General features: G+C 59.2%; 16 protein-coding genes. 7 read left to right on the top strand and 9 right to left on the bottom strand.

The genetic code is table 11. From position 1 onward, the window contains the following. Positions 1-17: 17 nt before the first annotated feature. Positions 18-2639, top strand: coding sequence for a DNA mismatch repair protein MutS (mutS, locus tag MW046_RS03090; protein ID WP_247994107.1), 2622 nt, complete (start codon positions 18-20; stop codon positions 2637-2639). 9 nt (positions 2640-2648) lie between these two features. Here the strand turns inward: mutS and MW046_RS03095 are convergent, their stop codons facing one another. Beyond that, positions 2649-3839: an ABC transporter substrate-binding protein gene (locus MW046_RS03095; RefSeq protein ID WP_247994108.1), complete on the bottom strand. Its 1191-nt coding sequence runs from the start codon at positions 3837-3839 to the stop codon at positions 2649-2651. Positions 3840-4269: 430 nt separating this feature from the next. Between MW046_RS03095 and mutL the strand changes: the two genes are divergently transcribed. Next, a complete protein-coding gene (gene mutL, locus MW046_RS03100) occupies positions 4270-6303 on the top strand; it encodes a DNA mismatch repair endonuclease MutL (protein WP_247994109.1) in 2034 nt (677 codons plus the stop codon). A gap of 4 nt (positions 6304-6307) precedes the next feature. On the opposite strand, the gene MW046_RS03105 is transcribed toward mutL, so the two are convergent. Then, positions 6308-7066, bottom strand: coding sequence for an SDR family NAD(P)-dependent oxidoreductase (locus MW046_RS03105; protein WP_247994110.1), 759 nt, complete (start codon positions 7064-7066; stop codon positions 6308-6310). A gap of 273 nt (positions 7067-7339) precedes the next feature. Here MW046_RS03105 and MW046_RS19395 point away from each other — a divergent pair, with 273 nt between their 5' ends. The 3 genes from MW046_RS19395 (at position 7340) to MW046_RS03120 (ending at position 11576) form a co-directional block, all read left to right on the top strand. Next, positions 7340-9598, top strand: a complete 2259-nt coding sequence (locus MW046_RS19395) for a twin-arginine translocase subunit TatC (protein ID WP_282190223.1) — start codon at positions 7340-7342, stop codon at positions 9596-9598. Between the two features lie 264 nt (positions 9599-9862). Further along, on the top strand, positions 9863-10870 hold the full coding sequence (locus MW046_RS03115) for a phosphate uptake regulator PhoU (protein WP_247994111.1): 1008 nt from the start codon (positions 9863-9865) through the stop codon (positions 10868-10870). Positions 10871-10940: 70 nt separating this feature from the next. After that, a complete protein-coding gene (locus MW046_RS03120; RefSeq protein ID WP_247994112.1) occupies positions 10941-11576 on the top strand; it encodes a histidine phosphatase family protein in 636 nt (211 codons plus the stop codon). On the opposite strand, the gene MW046_RS03125 is transcribed toward MW046_RS03120, so the two are convergent. From MW046_RS03125 to MW046_RS03140, 4 genes are all read right to left on the bottom strand, one after another. Further along, complete coding sequence (locus MW046_RS03125) at positions 11577-12650, bottom strand: S66 family peptidase (protein ID WP_247994113.1); 1074 nt, start codon at positions 12648-12650, stop codon at positions 11577-11579. A 68-nt stretch (positions 12651-12718) separates the two neighbouring features. Further along, positions 12719-13048, bottom strand: coding sequence for a tRNA-binding protein (locus tag MW046_RS03130; protein WP_247994114.1), 330 nt, complete (start codon positions 13046-13048; stop codon positions 12719-12721). A gap of 48 nt (positions 13049-13096) precedes the next feature. Beyond that, complete coding sequence (gene larE, locus MW046_RS03135; RefSeq protein WP_247994115.1) at positions 13097-13969, bottom strand: ATP-dependent sacrificial sulfur transferase LarE; 873 nt, start codon at positions 13967-13969, stop codon at positions 13097-13099. Positions 13970-14211: 242 nt separating this feature from the next. Further along, positions 14212-14763 (bottom strand): hypothetical protein, encoded by a 552-nt coding sequence (locus tag MW046_RS03140; protein WP_247994116.1) that lies wholly within the window; start codon positions 14761-14763, stop codon positions 14212-14214. Between the two features lie 687 nt (positions 14764-15450). On the opposite strand from MW046_RS03140, the gene MW046_RS03145 reads away from it, so the two are divergent. Continuing rightward, positions 15451-17454: a MutS-related protein gene (locus tag MW046_RS03145; RefSeq protein ID WP_247994117.1), complete on the top strand. Its 2004-nt coding sequence runs from the start codon at positions 15451-15453 to the stop codon at positions 17452-17454. A 135-nt stretch (positions 17455-17589) separates the two neighbouring features. Next, positions 17590-18999: a sodium-dependent transporter gene (locus MW046_RS03150; RefSeq protein ID WP_247994118.1), complete on the top strand. Its 1410-nt coding sequence runs from the start codon at positions 17590-17592 to the stop codon at positions 18997-18999. Positions 19000-19072: 73 nt separating this feature from the next. Here MW046_RS03150 and MW046_RS03155 read toward each other — a convergent pair whose 3' ends face one another. The 3 genes from MW046_RS03155 to dgoD all read right to left on the bottom strand — a co-directional run bounded on the left by MW046_RS03155 (position 19073) and on the right by dgoD (position 21530). Further along, entirely contained in the window at positions 19073-19480 is a 408-nt protein-coding gene (locus MW046_RS03155; protein ID WP_247994119.1) for a hypothetical protein, read from the bottom strand. A 54-nt stretch (positions 19481-19534) separates the two neighbouring features. Continuing rightward, positions 19535-20257 carry a CAP domain-containing protein gene (locus MW046_RS03160; protein ID WP_247994120.1) on the bottom strand — a complete coding sequence of 241 codons (723 nt, stop codon included), beginning with the start codon at positions 20255-20257 and terminating at the stop codon, positions 19535-19537. Between the two features lie 121 nt (positions 20258-20378). After that, on the bottom strand, positions 20379-21530 hold the full coding sequence (dgoD, locus tag MW046_RS03165; RefSeq protein WP_247994121.1) for a galactonate dehydratase: 1152 nt from the start codon (positions 21528-21530) through the stop codon (positions 20379-20381). Positions 21531-21628 lie beyond the last annotated feature (98 nt).

A 21628-nucleotide genomic window follows, 5' to 3' on the forward strand; every position in this document is an offset into this window, starting at 1 on the left:
CGCACCACCGGATTTGTATGACCGCGGAGGGAATCGTCGGCGAGTATCTCGCGTTAAAGCGCGATTCGGACGCGGACTTGCTGGCGATGCAGATGGGTGATTTCTACGAGTTCTTTCATGATGATGCGAAGACGGTGGGTCAGGAGTTGGATCTGAAGGTATCGGAACGATCGAGCGGCGGCGAAACCTACCAAATGGCAGGGGTGCCGGTCGACGATCTCACACCGTACGTACGAGCACTAGTCGAACGAGGGTATCGCGTGGCAGTGGCGGACCAACACGAGACCGAAAACGGCCACGCCCGATCGATCACGCGGGTGGTTACGCCCGGAACACTGCTCGAAACGACGACGGAAGATGCCCAGTATCTCGCGGCCGTCGTGGAGGGGGCGGACCAAACCGAGGACACCGAGTACGGCCTCGCCTTCGTCGACATCACGACCGGACAGTTCCACGTTACGACAGTAACGGGCGAGGACGCCGTGCTCACAGAACTGTATCGATTCACGCCGACGGAGGTCCTCCCCGGACCCGACACGCGGAGCAACGATCGGCTCCTCGAACGGCTTGCCGAGCGCGTCGAAACGAACACCACACTCCACACGACTGAGGCGTTCGCACCCGGCCGTGCCAGACACACTGTACGCGAACAGTTCGGTGCAGTCAAAGAGAGCGTCGGCCTCGAACGCGAGACGGCAATCCGTGCAGCCGGAGCCGTGTTGTCCTACATCGATGAAACAGGGATCTCCGTGCTCGCTGCCGTAACGCGACTCCACCGATATCACCCCGACGACCACGTCGAACTGGATGCGACGACCCAGCGTAATCTCGAACTGGTCGAAACCATGACCGGTGGGGGACGATCCCTGTTCGAAACGATCGATCACACTGTGACGAGTGCCGGTAGACGGCTGTTAAAAGAGTGGCTCACACGTCCACGGCGCTCACAAAGCGAGTTAGAGCGCCGCCAAGCGTGTGTCCAAGCGCTCTGTGAATCCGCGATGGTACGCGAGGAACTGCGCGAGCTGCTTGACGACGCTTCGGATCTGGAACGAGCGGCTAGTCGGTCGGTATCGGGCAGCGCGGACGCCCACACCCTGCTTCGTGTTCGGGAGACGCTCGCGCTGCTACCCAAGGTGGCCGACCGGATCGAACGATCTGATCGCCTCGCCGGCTCGCCACTGTCGGAGATCGTCGGACGGCCCGACCACACTGCCGTTGTGGAGCTTCAGACAGCGCTGTCGGACGCGTTAGCCGATGATCCACCACAGACGCTCACCCAAGGAGAACTCATCCGTCGGGGGTACGACGACGAACTTGATGCACTCATCAAGGAGTACGAAAGCGCCGTCGAATGGATCGATACACTCGCGGAACGGGAGAGTCGTCGTCACGACATCGGACGGCTGTCGGTCGATCGTAACAAAACCGACGGCTACTACATTCAGGTGCCGAAATCCGAAACTGACGCCGTTCCCGACGAATACGAAGGGATCAAGACGCTGAAAAACTCCCAGCGGTACGTCACCGACGAACTCCGCGAACGCGAGCGCGACGTTCTCCGACTCGAAGAACGACGGGGAGAACTGGAGTACGAACTGTTCGAGGAACTGCGCACGCGCGTGGCCGAGCATGCTAGCCTGCTTCAAGACGTGGGTCGATCGCTGGCCGAACTCGATGTGGTTGCGAGTCTCGCCCGTCATGCCGTGCGCCACGACTGGACTCGGCCGATGCTCACCGGCCCCGGTCCGATCGACATTCAAGCCGGCCGTCATCCCGTCGTGGAAACACAGACTGAGTTCGTTCCTAACGACCTCTCGATGACTGAGGACTGGCGCTTTCTCGTGGTAACCGGTCCAAACATGAGCGGGAAATCGACGTACATGCGACAAACCGCGTTGATCGTGCTCCTCGCTCAGATCGGCAGTTTCATTCCAGCACGAGAGGCGACGATCGGTTTAGTCGATGGGATTTATACGCGGGTCGGTGCGATCGACGAGCTCGCACAAGGCCGGTCGACGTTCATGATCGAGATGCAAGAGCTATCCAACATCCTCCATTCCGCGACTGAGGAGTCGCTCGTGATCCTCGATGAGGTAGGCCGGGGGACTGCCACCTACGACGGAATCTCGATCGCGTGGGCCACCACGGAGTATCTTCACAACCGGATCAACGCCAAGACGCTGTTTGCCACCCACTACCACGAGTTGACCGACCTCGCGGATCGATTGCCCGGCGTTCACAACGTCCACATGGCGGCTGAGGACCGAGGCGGCGATGTCACCTTCCTCTGGACGATCGAGGACGGTCCCGCCGATCGGTCGTATGGGATCCATGTCGCTGAGTTAGCGAGCGTCCCCTCGCCCGTGGTCGATCGATCTCGCACCGTTCTGAAACGTCTGCGCGAGGACAAAGCGATCGACGTTCGAGGGGCAAAGAGCGGCACTGGCGACACCCAACAGGTGGTGTTTGATCTGGGATCGGGACAGTTCAAACGGGCGAGTGCTGACGGCGGAGACGAAACGGATGACGAACGTGAGGCCGTGATCGAAGAGCTGAGTGACATCGACGTGAACGAACAGTCTCCCGTGGAGTTGCTGTCGACCGTCCAACGCTGGCAGGAACGGTTGGAGGAGTGACGCGATCGTTCACGCGTTTCCGGTGATTATCTCCGCGACGCGTCCGCGGTCGAATAGCCGTTCGTCCTCGGGGATCTCAGGATAAGGATCCCCATCGACGTACCCCGGCCACGCTCCGAACTGGTCGGGATACAGCTGCTTTGCGGTCATCTCTAGTTGGAAGAGGTTCATGATCGGTCCCTGGTAGCGCATGCCCTGCGCGTACACCCGATCGTTCGATACGGCCGAAAGCCGCTTTCCGACGGGATGGTTCGCCATGGTATCGAGCACCTGCTCGGTGCTGTAATCGGGTGTCATGCCCCAGAGATGGAGGATAACGTCGGGATCAGCCTCGACCATCGCCTCATAGCCGACCTCTCCCCAGAGCTGCTCCCAGTTCCGATCGGCGAACGCGTCGATCGCGCCGAGTGGACGGGTATCCGCGAGCCAGTAGCCCGGTCGATTCAGGTGGTAGGTCCAAAACACGCCGTCACCGAGCGTCACCCGGACCGCAGTCGGCCGTTCATTTTTCGGTGGAAGCTTCGATTCGATCGTCGAGTGCATGTCGGCGTGGATCTTTTTGAGCGAGCGGTATCGCTTCTGTTCTCCCAGCAGCTCCGCGATCGCACCGAACAGCTCCCAGAGCGTGTAGTATTCGTATCGATCGGCGTATCCCTTCGGTGGATCGGCGTGCGTTCCGCTGTAGAAATTCCCGATCCACGGGGCGACGTGCTCTCGAACATCGGTTATGTCCGCTTGTGTCCAGCCTTTCTGGGTCGAGACCCACGCGGGGTCAGCGAAATGGACGTCACTGTCGAGTTCGTACAGCAACTCCTTGGCCAACCCATCACTCAGCGGACTCTCTAGATCTTCCCAATCGAACGAAACACCCTCCAACTGATTGTAGTAGTGGTTCATCGTCGATCCCGACATCTCCGGGACGTACACCGAGTTCACAGCGTCGCTGTACCCGAGCGCGACTGCCATATCAGCGTACTGTGGATACACGCTGAATATCCGTTCCGGCGGGGTATCCAACGACACGTCCCCCACCGGTGCTACCGCTACGGAACGACCCTCCCCATCCGGAGAGGACGTCGATCCAGTTCCCGACCGACCGTCGATACACCCCGCAAGCAGCCCCCCAACGAGAACGCCACCCCCGGCTTTGAGCACCCCGCGCCGCGTTGGAGGTCTCACTGAACGGTCTCTCTCGACCATGTATTTTAGGCTGGCCTAATACAGCATAAGCACACCGAATTGTAGATGGGATTGGCTATCGATTCCGGGTCCGAGTCAGATCGGCACCGATCTAGGTACCGTCGAGACGAACGTCGTGAATCCGTGACCAAGCCGGTTCATGGTCTACGGGGACGGACTGCCATTTCGATCGTCGAAATGCTTATCTCCGGACCAGATCCCCCCACGATCATGTCGTTTATCCTCCGTATTCCGGGTCGTCTTCGACTGCTGATCGCTATCGTTTTGATCTGGTCTCTGTTCACCGTCATAGTCGGAATCGCTCGCCTCACTCAGTGACCGGGATCGTTCGGAACAGTCTTCTCTCCACTGTAGCAGTGAAACGGAACGGTTTGCCGGCCTACCACCAACCAAGTAGATTGATACGCGTCTATTACGTGTGTGTAACCGAATGGACGCTCAGGAGCGACAGATTCACGAACTCGATGAGCGGACGATCGAGCGCATCGCCGCCGGGGAAGTCGTCGAGCGTCCGGCGTCCGTCGTAAAGGAACTGTTGGAAAACAGTCTGGACGCGGACGCCTCACGAGTGACAGTCGCCGTCGAAGCAGACGGAACGGAACTGCTCCGGGTAAGCGACGACGGCCACGGAATGGACGAAGCGGACGCGAAACGCGCCGTGAAACAGCACACGACGAGCAAGATCGACGATATCACGGATCTCGAAACGGGAATCCGGACGCTGGGATTTCGCGGCGAGGCGCTACACGCGATCGGTGCGGTATCCCGAACGACGATCACTACGAAGGCAGACGGTGGGACACGTGGAACCGAGATCCACATCGAAGGTGGCGAACGAACCCACGTCGAACCGGCTGGCTGTCCGCACGGAACGACCGTCGAGGTGACCGATCTCTTCTACAATGTCCCTGCCCGGCGGAAGTATCTCAAACAGGAGCGTACCGAATTCGACCACATTCAGCGGATCGTGACGGGCTATGCGCTCGCAAATCCTGAAGTATCGATCACGCTCGAACACGATGGCCGCGAACTGTTTTCGACGAGTGGTCGCGGCGATCTCCGCGGAGCGGTGCTAGCCGTCTACGGACGGGAGGTCGCGAGCGCGATGATCGATGTCGAGCACAGCACAGGGGATCTTCCGGAGGGACCACTCACCGCTGTGGAGGGGTTGGTAAGTCACCCGGAAACCAACCGCGCGAGCCGGGACTACTGTACGACGTTCGTCAACGGACGGTACGTAACCGCACGATCAGTACGCGAGGCAATCATCGAGGCGTACGGCTCCCAACTCGCCGCTGACCGCTATCCGTTTGCTGTCGTAGCGGTGACCCTCGACCCGGAGGCCGTCGACGTGAACGTCCATCCTCGAAAGTTGGAGGTTCGCTTCGTGGACGACACACGAGCGCACGCTCAAGTCACCAACGCGGTCGAAACCGCACTCCAAGAGGCAGGGGAACTTCGATCGAGTGCCCCTCGCGGACGATCGGCACCCGAACAGACCGAGATCACTTCGGGGGGTGACGCAAATACGGAGCGAACGAGCACGACGAGCGAAACCAACTCTCAAAACGAGAAACGGACCGACGGACCAACTCTTAAGACGACTACGACGACGAACGAGACAGATACCGAACCGTCGGACGAGCGAGCGACCTCTCCGGCTGATCGACAGCGAGACGACTCCACATCCGAGCAAGAAACGACGACAGCGCCCGGAGAGGCGGGAGAGACAGAGACCACGACCGTCGATGCCGACACGGGGAGCGAAACGCAGCGATCACACCGGCTTCGTGGCCCAACCACTCAATCACAGCTGACCGACCGGGAGTCGACCGATCGACTATCGTTCGATCTGGAACAGCTGCCGCCGTTGACCGTTCTCGGTCAACTACACGAGACGTACATCGTCGCCGAAACGGAGTCCGGACTGGTACTCATCGACCAACACGCCGCAGACGAGCGGATCAACTACGAGCGGTTACGAACGACGTTCGACGATGAAATGGCCGTTCAGGCGCTCGCTCAGCCTGTCAAACTCGAACTCACGGCCCGGGAAGCGGAGCTGTTCGAAGACGACATCGATGCACTCGCACAGCTCGGCTTCCACGCTTCGCTTCTAGACGACCGAATCGCACAAGTGCGAACCGTTCCCGAACTGTTGGCGGAATCGGTTGGGCCGGAACTCGTTCGTGATCTTCTCGCGACGTTGGTCACTGACGACGGCGCAAGCACAGTCGAGGCTGCCGCTGACGATCTGCTCGCGGATCTCGCTTGTTATCCATCGATCACGGCAAACACGTCACTCATGGAGGGGTCGATCGTCGATCTCCTCCGTGAGCTCGATGCGTGTGAGAATCCGTACGCCTGTCCGCACGGTCGCCCGGTCATCATCGAACTCAGTGAACAGGAGTTAGAAGAACGCTTCGAACGCGATTATCCCGGCCACGACGGACACCGAACGTAGCGATTCATGCGACCGAGTAGCCGCCGTCGATCCTGAGAGCGTTCCCCGTGATGTACGACGACTCATCGCTCGCGAGGAACCGAATCGCGGCTGCGACCTCTTCGGCGTCGCCAAGCCGCCGTAACGGATACGCTCGTTTGCTGCGTTCGCGGGCTTTTTGTGGATCGTCTGCCGAATCGAAATACTCCTTGCCGACGCCGGTATCGATGAAGCCCGGACAGACTGCGTTGGCACGCACGCCGCTGGGCCCACTCTCGACAGCAACGGCACGAGTGAAACTGACGATTGCTCCTTTCGTGAGCGAGTACACTGCCTGTTTCGGGAGTCCGACGATCGCCGCCAACGAGGCGACGTTGATGATCGATCCGTGCCCTTGCTCTTTCATGATCGGTAGCGCCGCCTGACAACCGTTCCAGACGCCGTTGATGTTGACTGACATCACCCGGTCTCGTGCATCCTCCGGCAGATCTTCCGTGTACGCCGCGTCGTGTCCGATCCCGGCGTTGTTCACGATCACGTCGAGTCCGTACTCCTCCGCCGTCACGGCAACGAGATCCTCGAACTGCTCGTTGTTCGTCACGTCGAGATCGTGGGCAACGGCGTTGCCACCCGTCTCTCGAATCGATTCCGCGACCGACTCGACGCCGTCGTTGTCCACGTCCGTAAGGACGACACGCGCACCAGCGTCGGCACACTGGCGTGCCGTTTCGCTCCCGATTCCACCACCGGCTCCAGTAATAAATACAGTTTTGTTATCTAACATTTTCTGATACGAACACGAGTACGACTGGTTGGCTAATAATCATTGGCACTCAGCCATCCAGAGATCGCCCCGCAGTTTTGATGTCAGATCGACTGAGGTGTATTATCGCATGATGATCCGAGTAAGAGCCATCACAGACCGCACGTGATCGAGGCTCAGTACGGATACGCACTGAATTCAATGTATCGAGATATGTTGGGAACGTTTCAATGGTTTACCCCGTGTGCTATTGGGTGAGAAGGCTTACAATCGATGGGATACGAGAGTAGCCTAATGGGCGGAGACGACGGACGCAGGTCCCGTGATAACCCGCCAGGAAATGGATCACGGGACGTTTCATCCGATGATGAGATGCAAGATCGGGAGAGTTTCGTCTTCTCCGATGATTCCGGTTTTTTCGACGAGCTAGATGAGGATGCCCGTTCGAATCCTCCCAACAGCGGTTCAGATTCGACCAACCAGCCCGAACGAGGCTGGGGGAGACGTAGCCGTGATCCAACGACTGCGTCTTCCGATGCGCGTGATCGGTCGTACACGTCGAGTTCGAACGAGCGGAATCGTTCTCAAAACGCTCGGCGCGACCGCCGTCGATCGACTACTTCGAACCGGGATACGGAGACCACTCCCACACGACAACCGAGAGAACACGTCCGAACATCGTCTCGGAACAACGTGGATTCCGATCGACCCTCCTTCCAGGAGCAGGGTGTGGATTCGGATTCGATGCGCTCACAGGACTGGAGTACCGACACGGATCGAGACCGCTTCGATACGCACACCCAGAGTCGAGAATCGACGATAGATCCGACAGATTCGAGGAACACGGACCGAAACGAGCCACGAAATAGAAACGAGTCACGAAATAGAAACGAGCCACGAAATAACTTCGATACGAACGCAGAAAGCTCCCGACGACAAAGCTCGACGGAGTCCTCTGGCTATGATTTCACCTCAGACGCTGGGAGATCCCGGAACCGAGACCCAACGGATTCTCCCAGCCACGACTTCACCTCAGACGCTGGTGGATCTCGAGACCGAGACCCAACGGATTCTCCCAGCCACGACTTCACCTCAGACGCTGGTGGGTCTCGAGACCGGGAGCCGACGAATTCTCCCAGCCACGACTTCACCTCAGACGCTGGTGGGTCTCGAGACCGGGAGCCGACGAATTCTCCCAGCCACGACTTCACCTCAGACGCTGGTGGGTCTCGAGACCGGGAGCCGACGAATTCTCCCAGCCACGACTTCACCTCCGACGCTGGTGGGTCTCGAGACCGAGACCCAACGGATTCCCGCGGCTATGATTTCACCTCCGACGCTGGTGGGTCTCGAGACCGGGAGCCGACGGATTCTCCCGGCTATGATTTCACGGGGGGGACGAGAGATTCCCCCGGATCAGGGACCGACACGGATCGTGAACGACCACATCATCAGGATCCTGAGCCGGCACGATCATCCCCGTCTGACAGAGACCCTCCCGAAGAGTCGGAGTCGTCCGACGAAGAGTCCGATGGATCTCAGGGCTTCGGTGGATCCGGATCCGGAGTTCCGTGGAAACGCGAATCGGCCTCTCGTTCGGACCAGAACGACCACAACACGACACAGTCCTCATCTCCAGAGGATGCCGACGCCTCGGCGCCGGTAACGGACGAAGAGCGCTCAGGGGTACCGGCTCCTCCGTCCTCGGCTGATTCGTCTACCACGACGGAACCGAAAACATCGGCAGAGGCGAGCACCACGAACGCTCTCGAACCGGCCTCGACGCCGGACGTTTCGAACGAGGACGATTCGCTCGTTCCGAGCGGTCCCTCCGAGGACCAGGAGATGCCTCTGAGTGCTCACATCGAGGAGATGGTCCGACGGGTGTTAGTTGTTGTCGTGGTGATGTCTATCGTGAGTGCGCTCACGTTTCCGTTTGCCGATCAGCTTATCAATAATATCTGGTATTCGATTCTTGGACTGGCGGATACGAAAACGGTACAACCTCGGGTGTATCATCCGCTTGCGCTCGTGCTCGCACGGTTGAAAGTCGCTACTCTTGCTGGTTTCGTCATCGCAATGCCGGTGTTCGTGTACGAAACGTACCTCTTCATGCGCCCCGGATTGTATCCGCGTGAACGGCGATACTACATCGCTGCGATCCCGACTAGCCTCGTGCTCGCCACGCTCGGCGTCGCATTCGCCTTCTTTATCGTTCTGCCTCTCATCTTCATGTACTTCCTGGGATACACGGAGGGAACCGCTGAAATCGCGTTCGGACTGTCAGATACGTTCGGGCTAATGCTCCTTCTGATGGGCTTTTTCGCGCTCATCTTCCAGATACCCCTATTCATCATGCTCGCTGTCATGATGGGCGTAACGAGCCGAACGTGGCTCACTGACCGTCGGCTCTACTTCTGGGGCGGCTTTCTCGGTCTCGCGTTCGTCACGAATCCGGATCCGACCGGTATGGCCCCGATCATCGTGGCAATTTCGATGGTGGTTCTCTTCGAATCCACGTTACTCCTCCTCAAGTGGACCGATAGCGGCTAACACGACCCACGGTTCCCGTTCGGATAGTAACTACCGAGAGGTATGTATCTCTCCCCCAATATCGTTTCCCTACAAAGAACTATTGATGAATATTTCGTAGATATATCTGACATATATAGTTATTTTAGAACCAACAACCAATACATGAATAATAACGGATGCAGCCGACACAACCGAAGCGAAAGGGGATCGACCGGTATGGCAGCCGACCGATCATGCAAGAGCGCGCCATCGTCGACCAGCCACTGAGGGAGGAGCCACCGCATGGAAACTCGTAAGATCCAGCTTACCGGTGGGTCGACGTTCACCGTTTCACTCCCGAAACGGTGGGCGAAAGAGCATGGTCTCGAATCGGGCGCGCAAATGCACCTGTACCCCCACAGTGATGGATCGTTGCTCGTTCGTCCGGATCCCACGAACAACGGAGAACGAGAGATCGCCCTCACTGTCGATCACCGCAGTGATGAAGACATCGTTCAAACGGTCCGGGCCGGCTACGTATCAGGGTTCGATAGGATCACGCTCGTTGCTACCGGTGGCATCGACGACTCCCAGCGCACAGCAGTCACACGAACTGTAGACGGGCTTGTTGGACTAGAGATCGTCTCGGAATCCAGACGCCGTGTCGTGCTCCAAAGCTTACTCGACACGAGTGATGTCTCTATTCGACAGACAGTGATCCAACTCCAACGGATCACGCTGTCGATGCACGAGAACGCAGTGACCGCAGCTATCAACGGAGATAGCGAGCTCGCAGCTCGTGTCTGTAACCGTGATGACGAAGCTGACCGGCTGTTCGGGATGGTGAGCCGCCACTATCAGCAGTCGTTATCCGACTTGCAAGCCATCGATCAACTCGATATCGACCGCCCGTCGATCGCGGACTACTACACGACCGCCCAGCAACTCGAACGGGTCGCAGACCACGCCGAAAAGATGGCAGTGATCGCGGATCGACTCGATGTATCAGCAGCAGATACTATTCCCAACTTCGACTCGATTGCCCGCTCCGCACGAGGTATCGTCACTGACGCGTCCAGCGTTCTGCTCGCTGGTGCAGATGTCGAGATGGCCTACCGGGCGCTCGATGACCGCGATACCCTCCTGGCCGAACTCGATCGATCGGACAAACGGCTGTACGACAGCGATAGTTCCGATCAACACCCCGCGGGGCTCCTCCTCGACAGTGTCCGCAGAACATCCGAGTACGGAGGTAATATCGCCGAAACGATGATTCAGCGCGCCGTCAGGACCGGTAGCCTCTCCGAATAGTTCGTCAGTGTTCCGGTCACATTTTTCAATCCGTAATACACATGTATACAATACGTCAACGTAAACAAAGATGACGACGGTGATGCTGTTGCGACACGGTGAAACGGCCTGGAACTTGGAGGGACGATTACAGGGATGGGCTCCGGTCACGTTGAACGATCGGGGCCGCGAGCAGGCGACCAGTACTGGAGCGTATTTCGACAAGGAGGACACAGTTACGCCCGATCGAGTAGTGTCCTCGGATCTCACGCGCACCAAGGAGACGACCGAACTAGTTCGATCAGCGATCGATGTACCAGTCCGGTTCGAAACGGCGTGGCGCGAACGGGATCTGGGCGTGTACCAGGGGCTTTCGCTTTCGACGGTGGCTGACCGTTTCCCAGAGTTCGGTCTCGGCACGACGGCGGCGAACGCTTCCGATCGAACGCCCGAGGGCGGTGAAAGCTTCGTTCACCTCCAAAATCGGGTCATCACCAGCTGGAAAGAACTGCTCGAACTGAGCGAACCGGACGAGTATGTTCTCGTGGTGACACACGGAGGACCGATCCAGATCGTGCTCGGGCACATCCGAAACGTGCCACTCGAGCAAGCGCTGATCGACGAAGCCCCCATCAACTGCTCGTTTGCCGAGATAAACGTTCCCGACGGCACCGACACCGATCCGTCGATCGTCCGCACGAACGTGGTCCCCTGGACTGACGATTGATCACGGATTCTGGTCTGCCGGATCCACTCCAAGGGTAATCGTTTCTCGCTCGGGATCGACAGTGATGGTGTCCCCGATCGGGAGCGGTGCGATCGGGGTGGTGTGTCCCCAGTCGATGCCGCACACGACCGGCGCAGTGGGGTTGTATCGCTCCACCTGTTCGATGACGACGTCGTACACCTGTTCGCGGTAGGCGTCTCGCTCGTCCCGTGGCGGCTCTTTGAGGAAGCTTCGACCCGGTGCTCGACCCATGACGACAGCTTCGAACCGTTCGAGGAGTCCCCGCTCGCCGAGACAGACGAGCGTTCCCGCGACGATTTCTGGATCTGGGAGATCCTCTGCGATTTCGATCGCGAGTACCGCGCCATCGAACGCGTTCGGCTCCGGGAGATATCGATCGGTCGCTAGCTGCCACTCAACGATGGCCCGGCAACCACCCCAGAGCCGGCCCGTTGTAGGCGTTTTATCGCCCGCCCAGCGCCAACCGGGATTGGGTTCGTACGATGGTGATGATTCGAAAGCGTCCGGATCGCCCCACGGCACTGGTTCATCCGTCCATTCCGAAGACGGGGTGAGTTCGCCGAGCGAGTCCTCGAAAAACGCCCGACGGCAGTATCGCTCCGTGTACGCCGGCAGCTCGCCCGGCACGGCGATTTCGTTCATCAGCTGGGCACCGTTGTAGGAAACGATGCCGCAGTTCCAGAGCGCAAGCGAGAGGTTCGTGTTGTCACTCATCCCGAAAAAACGTGTGGGATGCTCGCGCAATACTGTAGGATCGAGGTGTTTCAGGACCCGGAGCTGTTCCCAGCCGCCGATCGTTGCGAAGATGCCAGTGATGTCCGGATCTTCGAACGCGGCGTGAACGTCTGCCGCCCGCGCCCGTGGGTTCGCCGCGAGGAACTCGTCGCCCTGACGGGCCGTCGGGTACACGATAGGATCGAGATCGAACACCGTCCGAAGCCGTTCGAGCGCGAGTTCGAACACGTGGGGAGCGTTCCGTGCACCACCGCTCGATGGGGCGATCACGGCGACGCTATCACCGGGGGTCATCGCTGGGGGGGTCCTGAACGTCATTTCCCCCCATCAAATCACACACAAATTAAATATTTTTTGGTGTCATCACCACATCACCTGACTGTTCGTCAGTAGAGCGCGCCACCCAGCGGAACTGCCGCGTCGGGTGTGACCAAGACGGGATGACCGTCCTCGTCGGGCACGCCGACGGTCAGCGCTTCTGATTTGAACCCGGCGATCCGCACTGTACCGAGGTTCGTCGCACAGAGAACCTGCCGACCGACCAGTTCGTCCGGCTCGTAGTTATAGCCCGTCTGGGCCGCCGATGGAAGCTCTTGGGTTCCGATGTCGATCCAGAGCTTTGCCATTTCGGGTTTGTTTGCCTCCGGAAACGGCTCTGCACGCAGTATCTCGCCGACTTGGAGTTGCACATCGAACGGCGTTTCGGTGTCGCTCATACGCCGCTGCATGTCGCCGTCCGTATAGAATCCGTTGATCGTGGTGTGTCACTCGGCAGTCGGATAGTCGGTGTCGAACACGTTTTCGACCACCGGCTCGGAATCGTCGGGGTGCTCCGTCTCGGGGCTGACGCTTCCGGTTTCGTAGCCGTGGAGATCGAGGGTGACGTGTTCGAAGCCGATCTCCGAGAGATGCTCTCGCGCTGCACGGACGAAGTCGGGATCGAGCGCGCGGTCGAGTTCGTCGCTGCCGACTTCGATGCGCGCGAGTCCGTCATGATCGCGCACGCGGAACTGTTCGAACCCCCACGTTCGGAGGAGTCGCTCTGCTTTTTCGATCCGGGTGAGCCGCGACTCAGTCACGTCGAGTCCGGTCGGAATACGCGAGGAGAGACATGCCATCGAGGGTTTGTCCGCGACTGACAGCCCGTAGTGGTCAGCTGCGTCTCGGACCTCCGGCTTCGAAAAGTCGTGTGCGAGCAGCGGGGAGTAGACGTCGAGTTCTTCGACGGCTCTGAGTCCCGGCCGGTGGCCTTCGCCCGGATCGGAGGCGTTCGTCCCATCACAGACCGTCCCGATACCCAACTCGCGGGCGGTTTCGTACATCTTCCCCAGCCGCATCGTCCGGCAGTGATAACACCGGTCGTCGTCGTTTTCCACGAACGCCGGGTTTTCCAGCTCCGAGAACTCGACGATCTCGTGGCGGATGCCGATCTCGTCTGCAACGCGCTTCGTATCGGCGAGTTCCTCGGCCGGTAGCGTCTCGCTTTTCGCGGTGCACGCCACCGCGTTCTCACCGAGCGCCTCGTGGGCGAGCGCAGCGACGACGCTCGAGTCCACACCGCCGGAGAAGGCGATGAGCACCCCATCGCGCCCGGCGAGATCCTCACGAGCGTTACTCAGCTTGTCCGCGATACTCATGCAATGGGTTTGTCACCCCCACCTTTTTTGCGTTCGGATCCACCTATTTTCCGCTCGGGTGGCTGCGCCACCCTCCCGCAAAAAATCTGCATTGCAAGAGCGAAGCTCTTGCAGGCTCCCACTCGCTTCGCTCGCGGGAAGACCAAAAAAAGCCGCTCGCTTCGCTCGCGGTGAGTGACCTTGCCTCTCCCGCGACCGCTCCGCGACCGCTTCCGCACTGCTCCCGCCAGCTCTACTGATTCTCAGTCGTCAGCGTGGATGACCGGCGACTCGCCAACGACGCGTGCGACCTCGGGATAACAGGCCCGTAGTCCATCGAGATCCCCATGCTGGCGATAGTGGCAATACTCCGCCAGCGTTGCGACCAACGCGGCGGGTGCACTCTTCGCCTCGGGCTGTTCGGTCACCTCGGCTGGCTCTCGATCGTTTTCGGGGGTGTACACCGACTGAACCACCGTCCCATCACGTTGTTCGTGATAGCGCACGCGCCCACCGTTCTCGAACCAGCCAGCGACGACCGACTCTTTTGCCGCGTTGTAGCGCGTGACGTTCGCTATGCCGGGCAGATCATCGTACTCCGTCTGTGACCGACCAAGCCCGGCCGTCGCCAGTATCTCCTCGATCTGGGTAGCGTGCGCGCAACCCGTACTCCGACACGGTCTACACCACGTTCCTGTCCCCACGTCCACGACGTAATACAGTTCAGCCTTCGAGATTGTCGATCGATCCTCGACCGTCGAGAGGTTTACCGACTCGCCCAGCCGATCCCAGAACTGAAACACTGGTAACGTCATCTCGTTTGCCCCGCGAGCTTCGCTCGCGGCTTTTTTCGCCCACGTTTTTTGTGGGAGTGGTGGCCGACGGCCACCCGAGCACAAAAAAGGTGGAGGGTCATCGCCACCACCGCCCTAACGGACAGCCGATCCGATGGTCGAGGCGGGTACGGACTGGCCGCCCACAGCGGGGACATCGCTGTCGCTGTTTATTTTTCTGATACGATTCGACACCGTTACATGTCTCTGCTTCGTTCCCAATCATGGGTTCTAGCGGTCATGAGAACCCCAGCGTCGGGTGGTATGCACACCCGGCGCGTTTCAGTGAACGCGCACGCCCTCATGGCGCTGCTGGCGTCCTCGTTTATCGTTGCTTCCGTCATCACACATAAAGGTACTGATGTAATGAGTAATGTCGTGTCGTACTAACAACTGTTCTTCAGTCAAATCCCGGTCGAGATGGGACCGAGCTATCGGATCGGGTCGCGTTCTATCTGATGATATCGTACTGACAGGACGTAGTCCAATCCGAACCGTGCGGTGCGGTCGCGGAGGCGGGAGACGCAGGTGTAGTCACCGCGAGCGAAGCTCGCGGCTTTTTTTGGTCCAGATTTTTTGCGTTCGGGTGGCTGCGCCACCCTCACGCAAAAAAGGTGGGCGTACAAAATGTGGGAGTCTTTTTTCCCTTCGGTGTCGAGCACTCAGTCGATGGAGTTGGAGACCGTTCCGGGCGTCGGCGCGAGGACCGCCGAGCAGTTGTCTGTGCTTGATGATCCCGAGCGTGCGCTCCGAGAGGGGGATGTGACGACGATCGCACGGGCACCGAACATCAGCGAAGGGCGCGCGGCCCGCATCGCTCGCAACGCTATCCGTGAGCGACACGAGGATCAGGCGGAGTTCCTCCAAACCGATCGCGCGCGCGAGCTGTATCAGTCGGCGCTGTCGTTGCTCCAAGAGCGCGCTGTGACCGACCACGCCCGAAAACACCTCGAAACGCTGTATCCGAGCACCACTCGGTCACGCATCGAGGAAGTCAGGGCGTTCGTGACCGAGGCCATCGACCACGAACCGGGGCCAGCGGTGATCGAGGCGTTGTCCGACGTATCACCCATCGAGTCTCCCACCGAACTGCGAGTGCGCGAGCGGTGTATCGCAACCGCCGACGCCGAAACGTACGCCCGTGCTGAACAACAGTTTCCAGCGCTGTCGGTAGAACTGGTCGATGACGCCCGCGATCTCTCCGAGCTGGCCCGTGGTTACTCGACGGTGATCGCGGTTGATGAGACGTTCGCCGGGTTGGATCTCGGGGAGAACGTGCGAGTTCGTCCGGACGCGTTCGATCGAGTCGACGAGATCGTCCCCGAACGACTGCTCGCGTTCTTCGCAACGAATCGGGATCGCTTGCGCGCTGCCGCATCCGTCCACGAGATCGCAGGCCTCGATCCGCCGTGCGATCTCGACACACTCGATGGCTGTCTCGAACGCTTGAACGGGGATGGGACGATCACAGGCGATGATGAACTCGCCCGACTCCAACGCGCACTCGACGATCTCGACGCGGCGATCGCCACCGCCGAACGCGTGGCAAACGACCAGCTGCGGGAAGCGATCCAAGAACGTGACGTCACTATCGAGGGGGCCGATCTCCTCTCACTCGTCGAGCAAGGCGCACGCGTCGATTCGTTGCTCGAACGCGAGCTGTCCGAGGAATTCACCGAGGCAATCGAGGCAGCCCGAGAGCACCTGTGTGAGACGCTTGCTGTGGAGGAGTACGACGCCATCGCGGAGCGGGTGTTTCCGGACGAACCGGCGTTCCCGGTCGAACGACGCCCCGAAACCGTTTCACAACTCCGATCGGAATTGACGGCTGCTCGCGATCGCCGGGCCGAGCGATTGAAATCCGATCTCGCGTCCGAACTGTCCGTGCTCCGAGATCCTGCCGAGACGCTCGTCGGGCGGGCGCTCGAACTCGATGTCAAACTTGCTATCTCGCGGTTCGCTCGGGAGTTCGACTGTACGATGCCCATCATTGATAACGATGGAACGGGAACGAACACCGGCGTTCACATCGAAGGCGGACGCTCTCCGCTGCTCGACGTTCCGTTTCGAGCAGTCGAACCGGTCGATTACGCTGTCGAGGGCAACGCGATCCTCTCGGGGGTAAACAGTGGTGGGAAAACCTCGCTGATCGATCTCGTCGGATTCATCGTGATCCTCGCCCAGATGGGGCTCCCCGTCCCCGCGGATCATGTCCGTCTCGAACGGTTCGATTCGTTGTACTATCAAGCCAAAAGTCAAGGTACCCTCGATGCGGGGGCATTTGAAGCGACGCTCCGCTCGTTCGGCGATCTCGTCGCCGGTACAGGAACCCGTCTGATCCTCGTCGACGAACTGGAGAGCATCACCGAACCGGGGGCCAGCGCGAAGATCATCGCTGGAATCCTCGGGGCACTGAACGAACAAGGGGCCACCAGCGTGTTCGTTTCGCATCTGGCCGAAGAAGTTCAAGTCGCCGCCGACATCGACGTGCAGATCGACGGAATCGAGGCCATTGGGCTCGTAGACGGCCAGTTAGAAGTCAACCGTTCGCCCGTCAAAGGACGACTGGCACGATCGACGCCAGAACTCATCGTCGAAAAGCTCGCCACCGCCGACGAAACTGAACACCAATTTTACGAGCGGCTGCTGGCACGGTTCGACGATCCTGAGTGATCGACGCTTCGGTCGTGGACACGCGCAGTATAGATCCACTCAAATATGGAATGCAAAGATATAATACCAAATAAATTTGATTGGGGGTAGTAATGAGGGAGTTATAACTCCCCGCTCAATAGCAGTACTATCACCATGGTAGAACGAGAAACCTGGATTTCGCGGGCGGGATTCATCTTCGCGGCCGTCGGGAGTGCGGTCGGTCTCGGAAACATCTGGCGATTCCCGTGGCTGACCGCACAGAACGGTGGCAGCGCGTTTTTACTCGTGTATCTGATCATCGTGCTCGGCGTCGGCGTGCCGGGGTTGTTGGCGTCGTTCGTCATCGGTCGACGCTCGAAACGAAACCCAGTGGGGGCGTTCAAATCGCTCGGGGGTGGGCGTGTCTGGACAGCATTGGGTGGACTCTGTGTCGTCACGTCGATCGTGCTCATCTCCTTTTACACCGTCGTCGGCGGGTGGATCCTTCGGTATCTCCTCGAAAGCTTCACTGGCGCATACTTCACTCAACCGGCGGCTCATTTCGACAGCATCGCCTTTGGCACGCAGGCGTTTTTCTATCAGGTGGTCTTTTTGCTCGTGACCGTCGTGGTCGTCATGGCTGGCGTTCGAAAAGGGATCGAAGCGACGACCAAACTCATGACACCGGCCATCATACTACTTCTGGGTGGGTTGGCGGTGTGGGCGTTCTACCAGCCCGACACCGCCAGCGGGTACGAGTTTTATCTCGCGTTCGACGTGCAGTATCTCGCTGATAACTTCATCGCAGTGTTGGGTGCAGCGGCTGGGCAGGCGCTTTTTACGCTCTCGATCGGCAGCGGAACGATGCTTACGTATGCGTCCTACCTCGAAGAGGATCGATCATTACCGGCTGATGGATCGATCATCGCCCTGTTGAACCTCGGCGTCGGCGTGCTTGCGGGGTTGGTCGTCTTTCCCTTGCTGTTCTCGTTCGTGGGTGAACCGACCGGCGGCGGTACCGGCGCGCTGTTCGTGAGCATCGCGGGCGCGTTCGCTACCCTGCCAGGTGGCCGACTCATCGGCGGGCTGTTCTTTTTCACGATTCTACTGGCAGCGCTCTCGAGTTCGATCAGCATGCTCGAAATCCCCGTTGCGTATCTCGTCGACGAGTTCGACTACGACCGCCCTCAGGCTACGGGTGGACTGTTCGCTCTGGTTTTGGGTGCAGGAGCGATCAACGCGTTCGATTCGAACGTGTTCGAAATCGTCGCCGGGCCGATCGTAAACCAACTGCTTACGCTCGGTCTCATCGGCTTTATGCTCTACACCGCGTGGATACTCGGTGATGAAGCCGTCGAGGAATTCACCAAGGGGGGTGGAACGATCGCGCGAACGGTGGGCGTGCCGTGGCGGTACACCGTCGGAACGATACTCCCGTTGTTCCTGCTGTTTTCGTTCTATACGAACGTCATCAGTCTCCTCGGAATCTCACTTCCACCGGTGGCGGTTGTGGGATTAACAGTCCTTACCGGCCTCCCGGTTACTGGATCGCTTTTCCAGGCTGGTCGCCCGAATAACGATTAACGCCTGTTCGTTCGCGCAGTTGTTCGGCGCTCTCACACTGCCGTTCTGCTGGCTACTGCCCCCAGCCTGTTCCCTACTCATCGTTCCAAATCGCGTACACACCGTACGCGAAGCCGATGGCTGTGCCTTCCGTCACACTGCTCGGAAGGACAATCATGACCGTCGTATCGCCTGTTACCGATACAGCGTGTTGGACGACTGCCCCCGAAAGCGTGAGCGCGACAGCGCCGATGACACTCCAGATAACGATACTCACGGCCTGTTCACTCCCATAGTCACTTTTCGCCAGCCAATATCCGGCACGAAGCAATCCCACTGAGAGACCCAAAGGGAACAAAATGCTGGAAACAACCGGCATCGCATACGCATCCTCAATAAGATGATCGAGGTGGGCAAGCCCAGTTACCAGTCCGATGCTGCTGATGATCATCCCACTCGCCCAGCGTTGAGACGTAGGTGTTCCAAGCAGCTGATCGTTCATACTGCATTGGTATGTGTTCGGGAAGTATTATGTCACTGAGTGATGACACGGTCCTCACCACTCATCACAGAAGTTCTGTGTCGCGTACACCCGCTGGTCACCGATGTAGACACCGATACCGTGGCTGTCCCATCGACCAGTGAGAACGTTCTCACGGTGTCCCTTCGAGTTCATCCAGCCGGTGACGATCCGTTCTGCGAGTTCGTCAGCATCAGTAGCACCGGCAATACCGACGTACGCGAGGTTCTCACCGACAGCCCGACACGTGCTCGGATACAGGCCACTCAACCGGTCATCAGGGCCTTCCCCTTCAGGACTAACGTGGCTGAAATACCCCCGTTCGGCCATATCGTAGCTGTAGGTCCGGCCGATGCTAGCAATCTCATCGTTATGATCGAGGAGAGAGAGGTCGTTCTCGGAGCGGATCGTATTGATTCGGTCATGGATGCGTGTTTCGATCGCATCGGACTGAATCGATGTCCCGCCGGTATTGAGGCGCGTTGGTCCCGGATCTACCGTATGTGGCTTGCTTTCGTTCGTGGTCTCGACAGGGTCGGGCCGTGGTGGCTGCTCGGTTTCGAGTTCCGTGTCGACCGGCACCTCCCACACGAGTGGCCAGTCCGGAAGCGGCTCCGGCGTGTCTATGGTTCCATTATCTGTCGAATCGATGTCGATCGCTCCCATCGAGATGGCCACCGAGAGTAGCACCGATACAAGGATGACACCGAACAGGAGCCGCATCACAACAGCGACGAAGCGACCGATCGGTTGGCGCATGACTGGTACTACCTCGGTGGAGATCGTTCCTCGGCAGATCGATGCCGAAACGTCTGTTCTGGGCGGGACGTGGCTGTACGCTCCATGGGAGGGATTCGCTCCGCTCCTCCTTAGATCCCAGTTACCACTCCGCAATGCTCCCGTCCGGATACTCCCAGACGGGGTTATGCCAGTCGACGTCTTCCTGAGCGCGTTCGCGCACCGTCTTCTCGTCGATGCGGATGCCGAGTCCTGGCTCGGTCGGCAGATCGATGTAGCCCTCTTCGTACTCGAACAAGGTCGGATCGGACAGATATTCGGTTTCGTCGCTCCCCTCGTTGTAGTGGATGTCGAGACTCTGTTCTTGAATGAGGGCGTTGGGCGAAGTTGCGTCCACCTGGACACACGACGCCAATGCGATCGGTCCGAGTGGACAGTGCGGAGCGATGGCCACGTCGTACGCCTCTGCCATGGATGCGATCTTGTGCACCTCGGTGATGCCGCCGGCGTGACTGAGGTCGGGCTGGATCAGATCGACGACGCCCTGTTCGAGAAGGTTTTTGAAATCCCACCGCGAGAACATGCGTTCTCCGGTAGCGATGGGCGTCGTCGTACATTCGGCGATCGCCGGGAGCGCCTCCTCGTGCTCCGGAAGTACAGGCTCTTCGATGAACATCGGATCGTAGGGGTCCAGCGCTTCCACGAGGCGTTTGGCCATCGACTTCGAAACCCGGCCGTGGAAGTCGACGGCGATATCGATATCCTCGCCGACGGTATCCCGAACCTCCGACAGCCGTCGTACCGCATCATCGACCACGGCAGGCGTGTCGATGTGGCGAACCTTCGCTGTTCCGTTCATCTTGAGCGCGGTGAACCCGGCATCGACCTTTTCGCGGGCGGCTCTTCCCACTTCGGACGGTTCATCGCCGCCGATCCACTGATACACTCGGATGCGGTCCCGTGCTCGCCCGCCGAGCAGCTCGTAGACGGGAGCGTCGTACTGTTTGCCTTTGATGTCCCAGAGAGCCTGATCGATTCCGGCAATCGCCGACATCAACACGGGACCGCCCCGGTAGAAGCCGCCGCGATACATCGTCTGCCAGTGTTTCTCGATGTGCTGAGGATCAGTCCCGATCAGATAGGTGTCCATCAGCTCTTCGACAGCGCTTCGGACGGATTTCGCTCGTCCTTCAACGATCGGCTCACCCCAACCTACGAGTCCCGTATCCGTCGATACCTTGAGAAACAGCCATCGTGGCGGAACCTCGAACAGCTCGTACTCTACGATCTCCATTTGGTGATCGTACGGACGCGTACGGATAACGCGTTTGATGTCCGTCGACGGGTACAAGCCGTTCTGAAGCGAAGGCATTCTGATCGGCTCGCGCCCAA

This window comes from Halocatena salina, assembly GCF_023115355.1.
Lineage (GTDB): Archaea > Halobacteriota > Halobacteria > Halobacteriales > Haloarculaceae > Halocatena > Halocatena salina.

Coding starts and splice junctions, on each gene's coding strand:
- mutS (WP_247994107.1), top strand. CDS start 18: ATGACCGCGGAGGGAATCGTCGGCGAGTATCTCGCGTTAAAGCGCGAT.
- MW046_RS03095 (WP_247994108.1), bottom strand. CDS start 3,839: ATGGTCGAGAGAGACCGTTCAGTGAGACCTCCAACGCGGCGCGGGGTG.
- mutL (WP_247994109.1), top strand. CDS start 4,270: ATGGACGCTCAGGAGCGACAGATTCACGAACTCGATGAGCGGACGATC.
- MW046_RS03105 (WP_247994110.1), bottom strand. CDS start 7,066: ATGTTAGATAACAAAACTGTATTTATTACTGGAGCCGGTGGTGGAATC.
- MW046_RS19395 (WP_282190223.1), top strand. CDS start 7,340: ATGGGCGGAGACGACGGACGCAGGTCCCGTGATAACCCGCCAGGAAAT.
- MW046_RS03115 (WP_247994111.1), top strand. CDS start 9,863: ATGGAAACTCGTAAGATCCAGCTTACCGGTGGGTCGACGTTCACCGTT.
- MW046_RS03120 (WP_247994112.1), top strand. CDS start 10,941: ATGACGACGGTGATGCTGTTGCGACACGGTGAAACGGCCTGGAACTTG.
- MW046_RS03125 (WP_247994113.1), bottom strand. CDS start 12,650: ATGACGTTCAGGACCCCCCCAGCGATGACCCCCGGTGATAGCGTCGCC.
- MW046_RS03130 (WP_247994114.1), bottom strand. CDS start 13,048: ATGAGCGACACCGAAACGCCGTTCGATGTGCAACTCCAAGTCGGCGAG.
- larE (WP_247994115.1), bottom strand. CDS start 13,969: ATGAGTATCGCGGACAAGCTGAGTAACGCTCGTGAGGATCTCGCCGGG.
- MW046_RS03140 (WP_247994116.1), bottom strand. CDS start 14,763: ATGACGTTACCAGTGTTTCAGTTCTGGGATCGGCTGGGCGAGTCGGTA.
- MW046_RS03145 (WP_247994117.1), top strand. CDS start 15,451: ATGGAGTTGGAGACCGTTCCGGGCGTCGGCGCGAGGACCGCCGAGCAG.
- MW046_RS03150 (WP_247994118.1), top strand. CDS start 17,590: ATGGTAGAACGAGAAACCTGGATTTCGCGGGCGGGATTCATCTTCGCG.
- MW046_RS03155 (WP_247994119.1), bottom strand. CDS start 19,480: ATGAACGATCAGCTGCTTGGAACACCTACGTCTCAACGCTGGGCGAGT.
- MW046_RS03160 (WP_247994120.1), bottom strand. CDS start 20,257: ATGCGCCAACCGATCGGTCGCTTCGTCGCTGTTGTGATGCGGCTCCTG.
- dgoD (WP_247994121.1), bottom strand. CDS start 21,530: ATGGAGATCGTAGAGTACGAGCTGTTCGAGGTTCCGCCACGATGGCTG.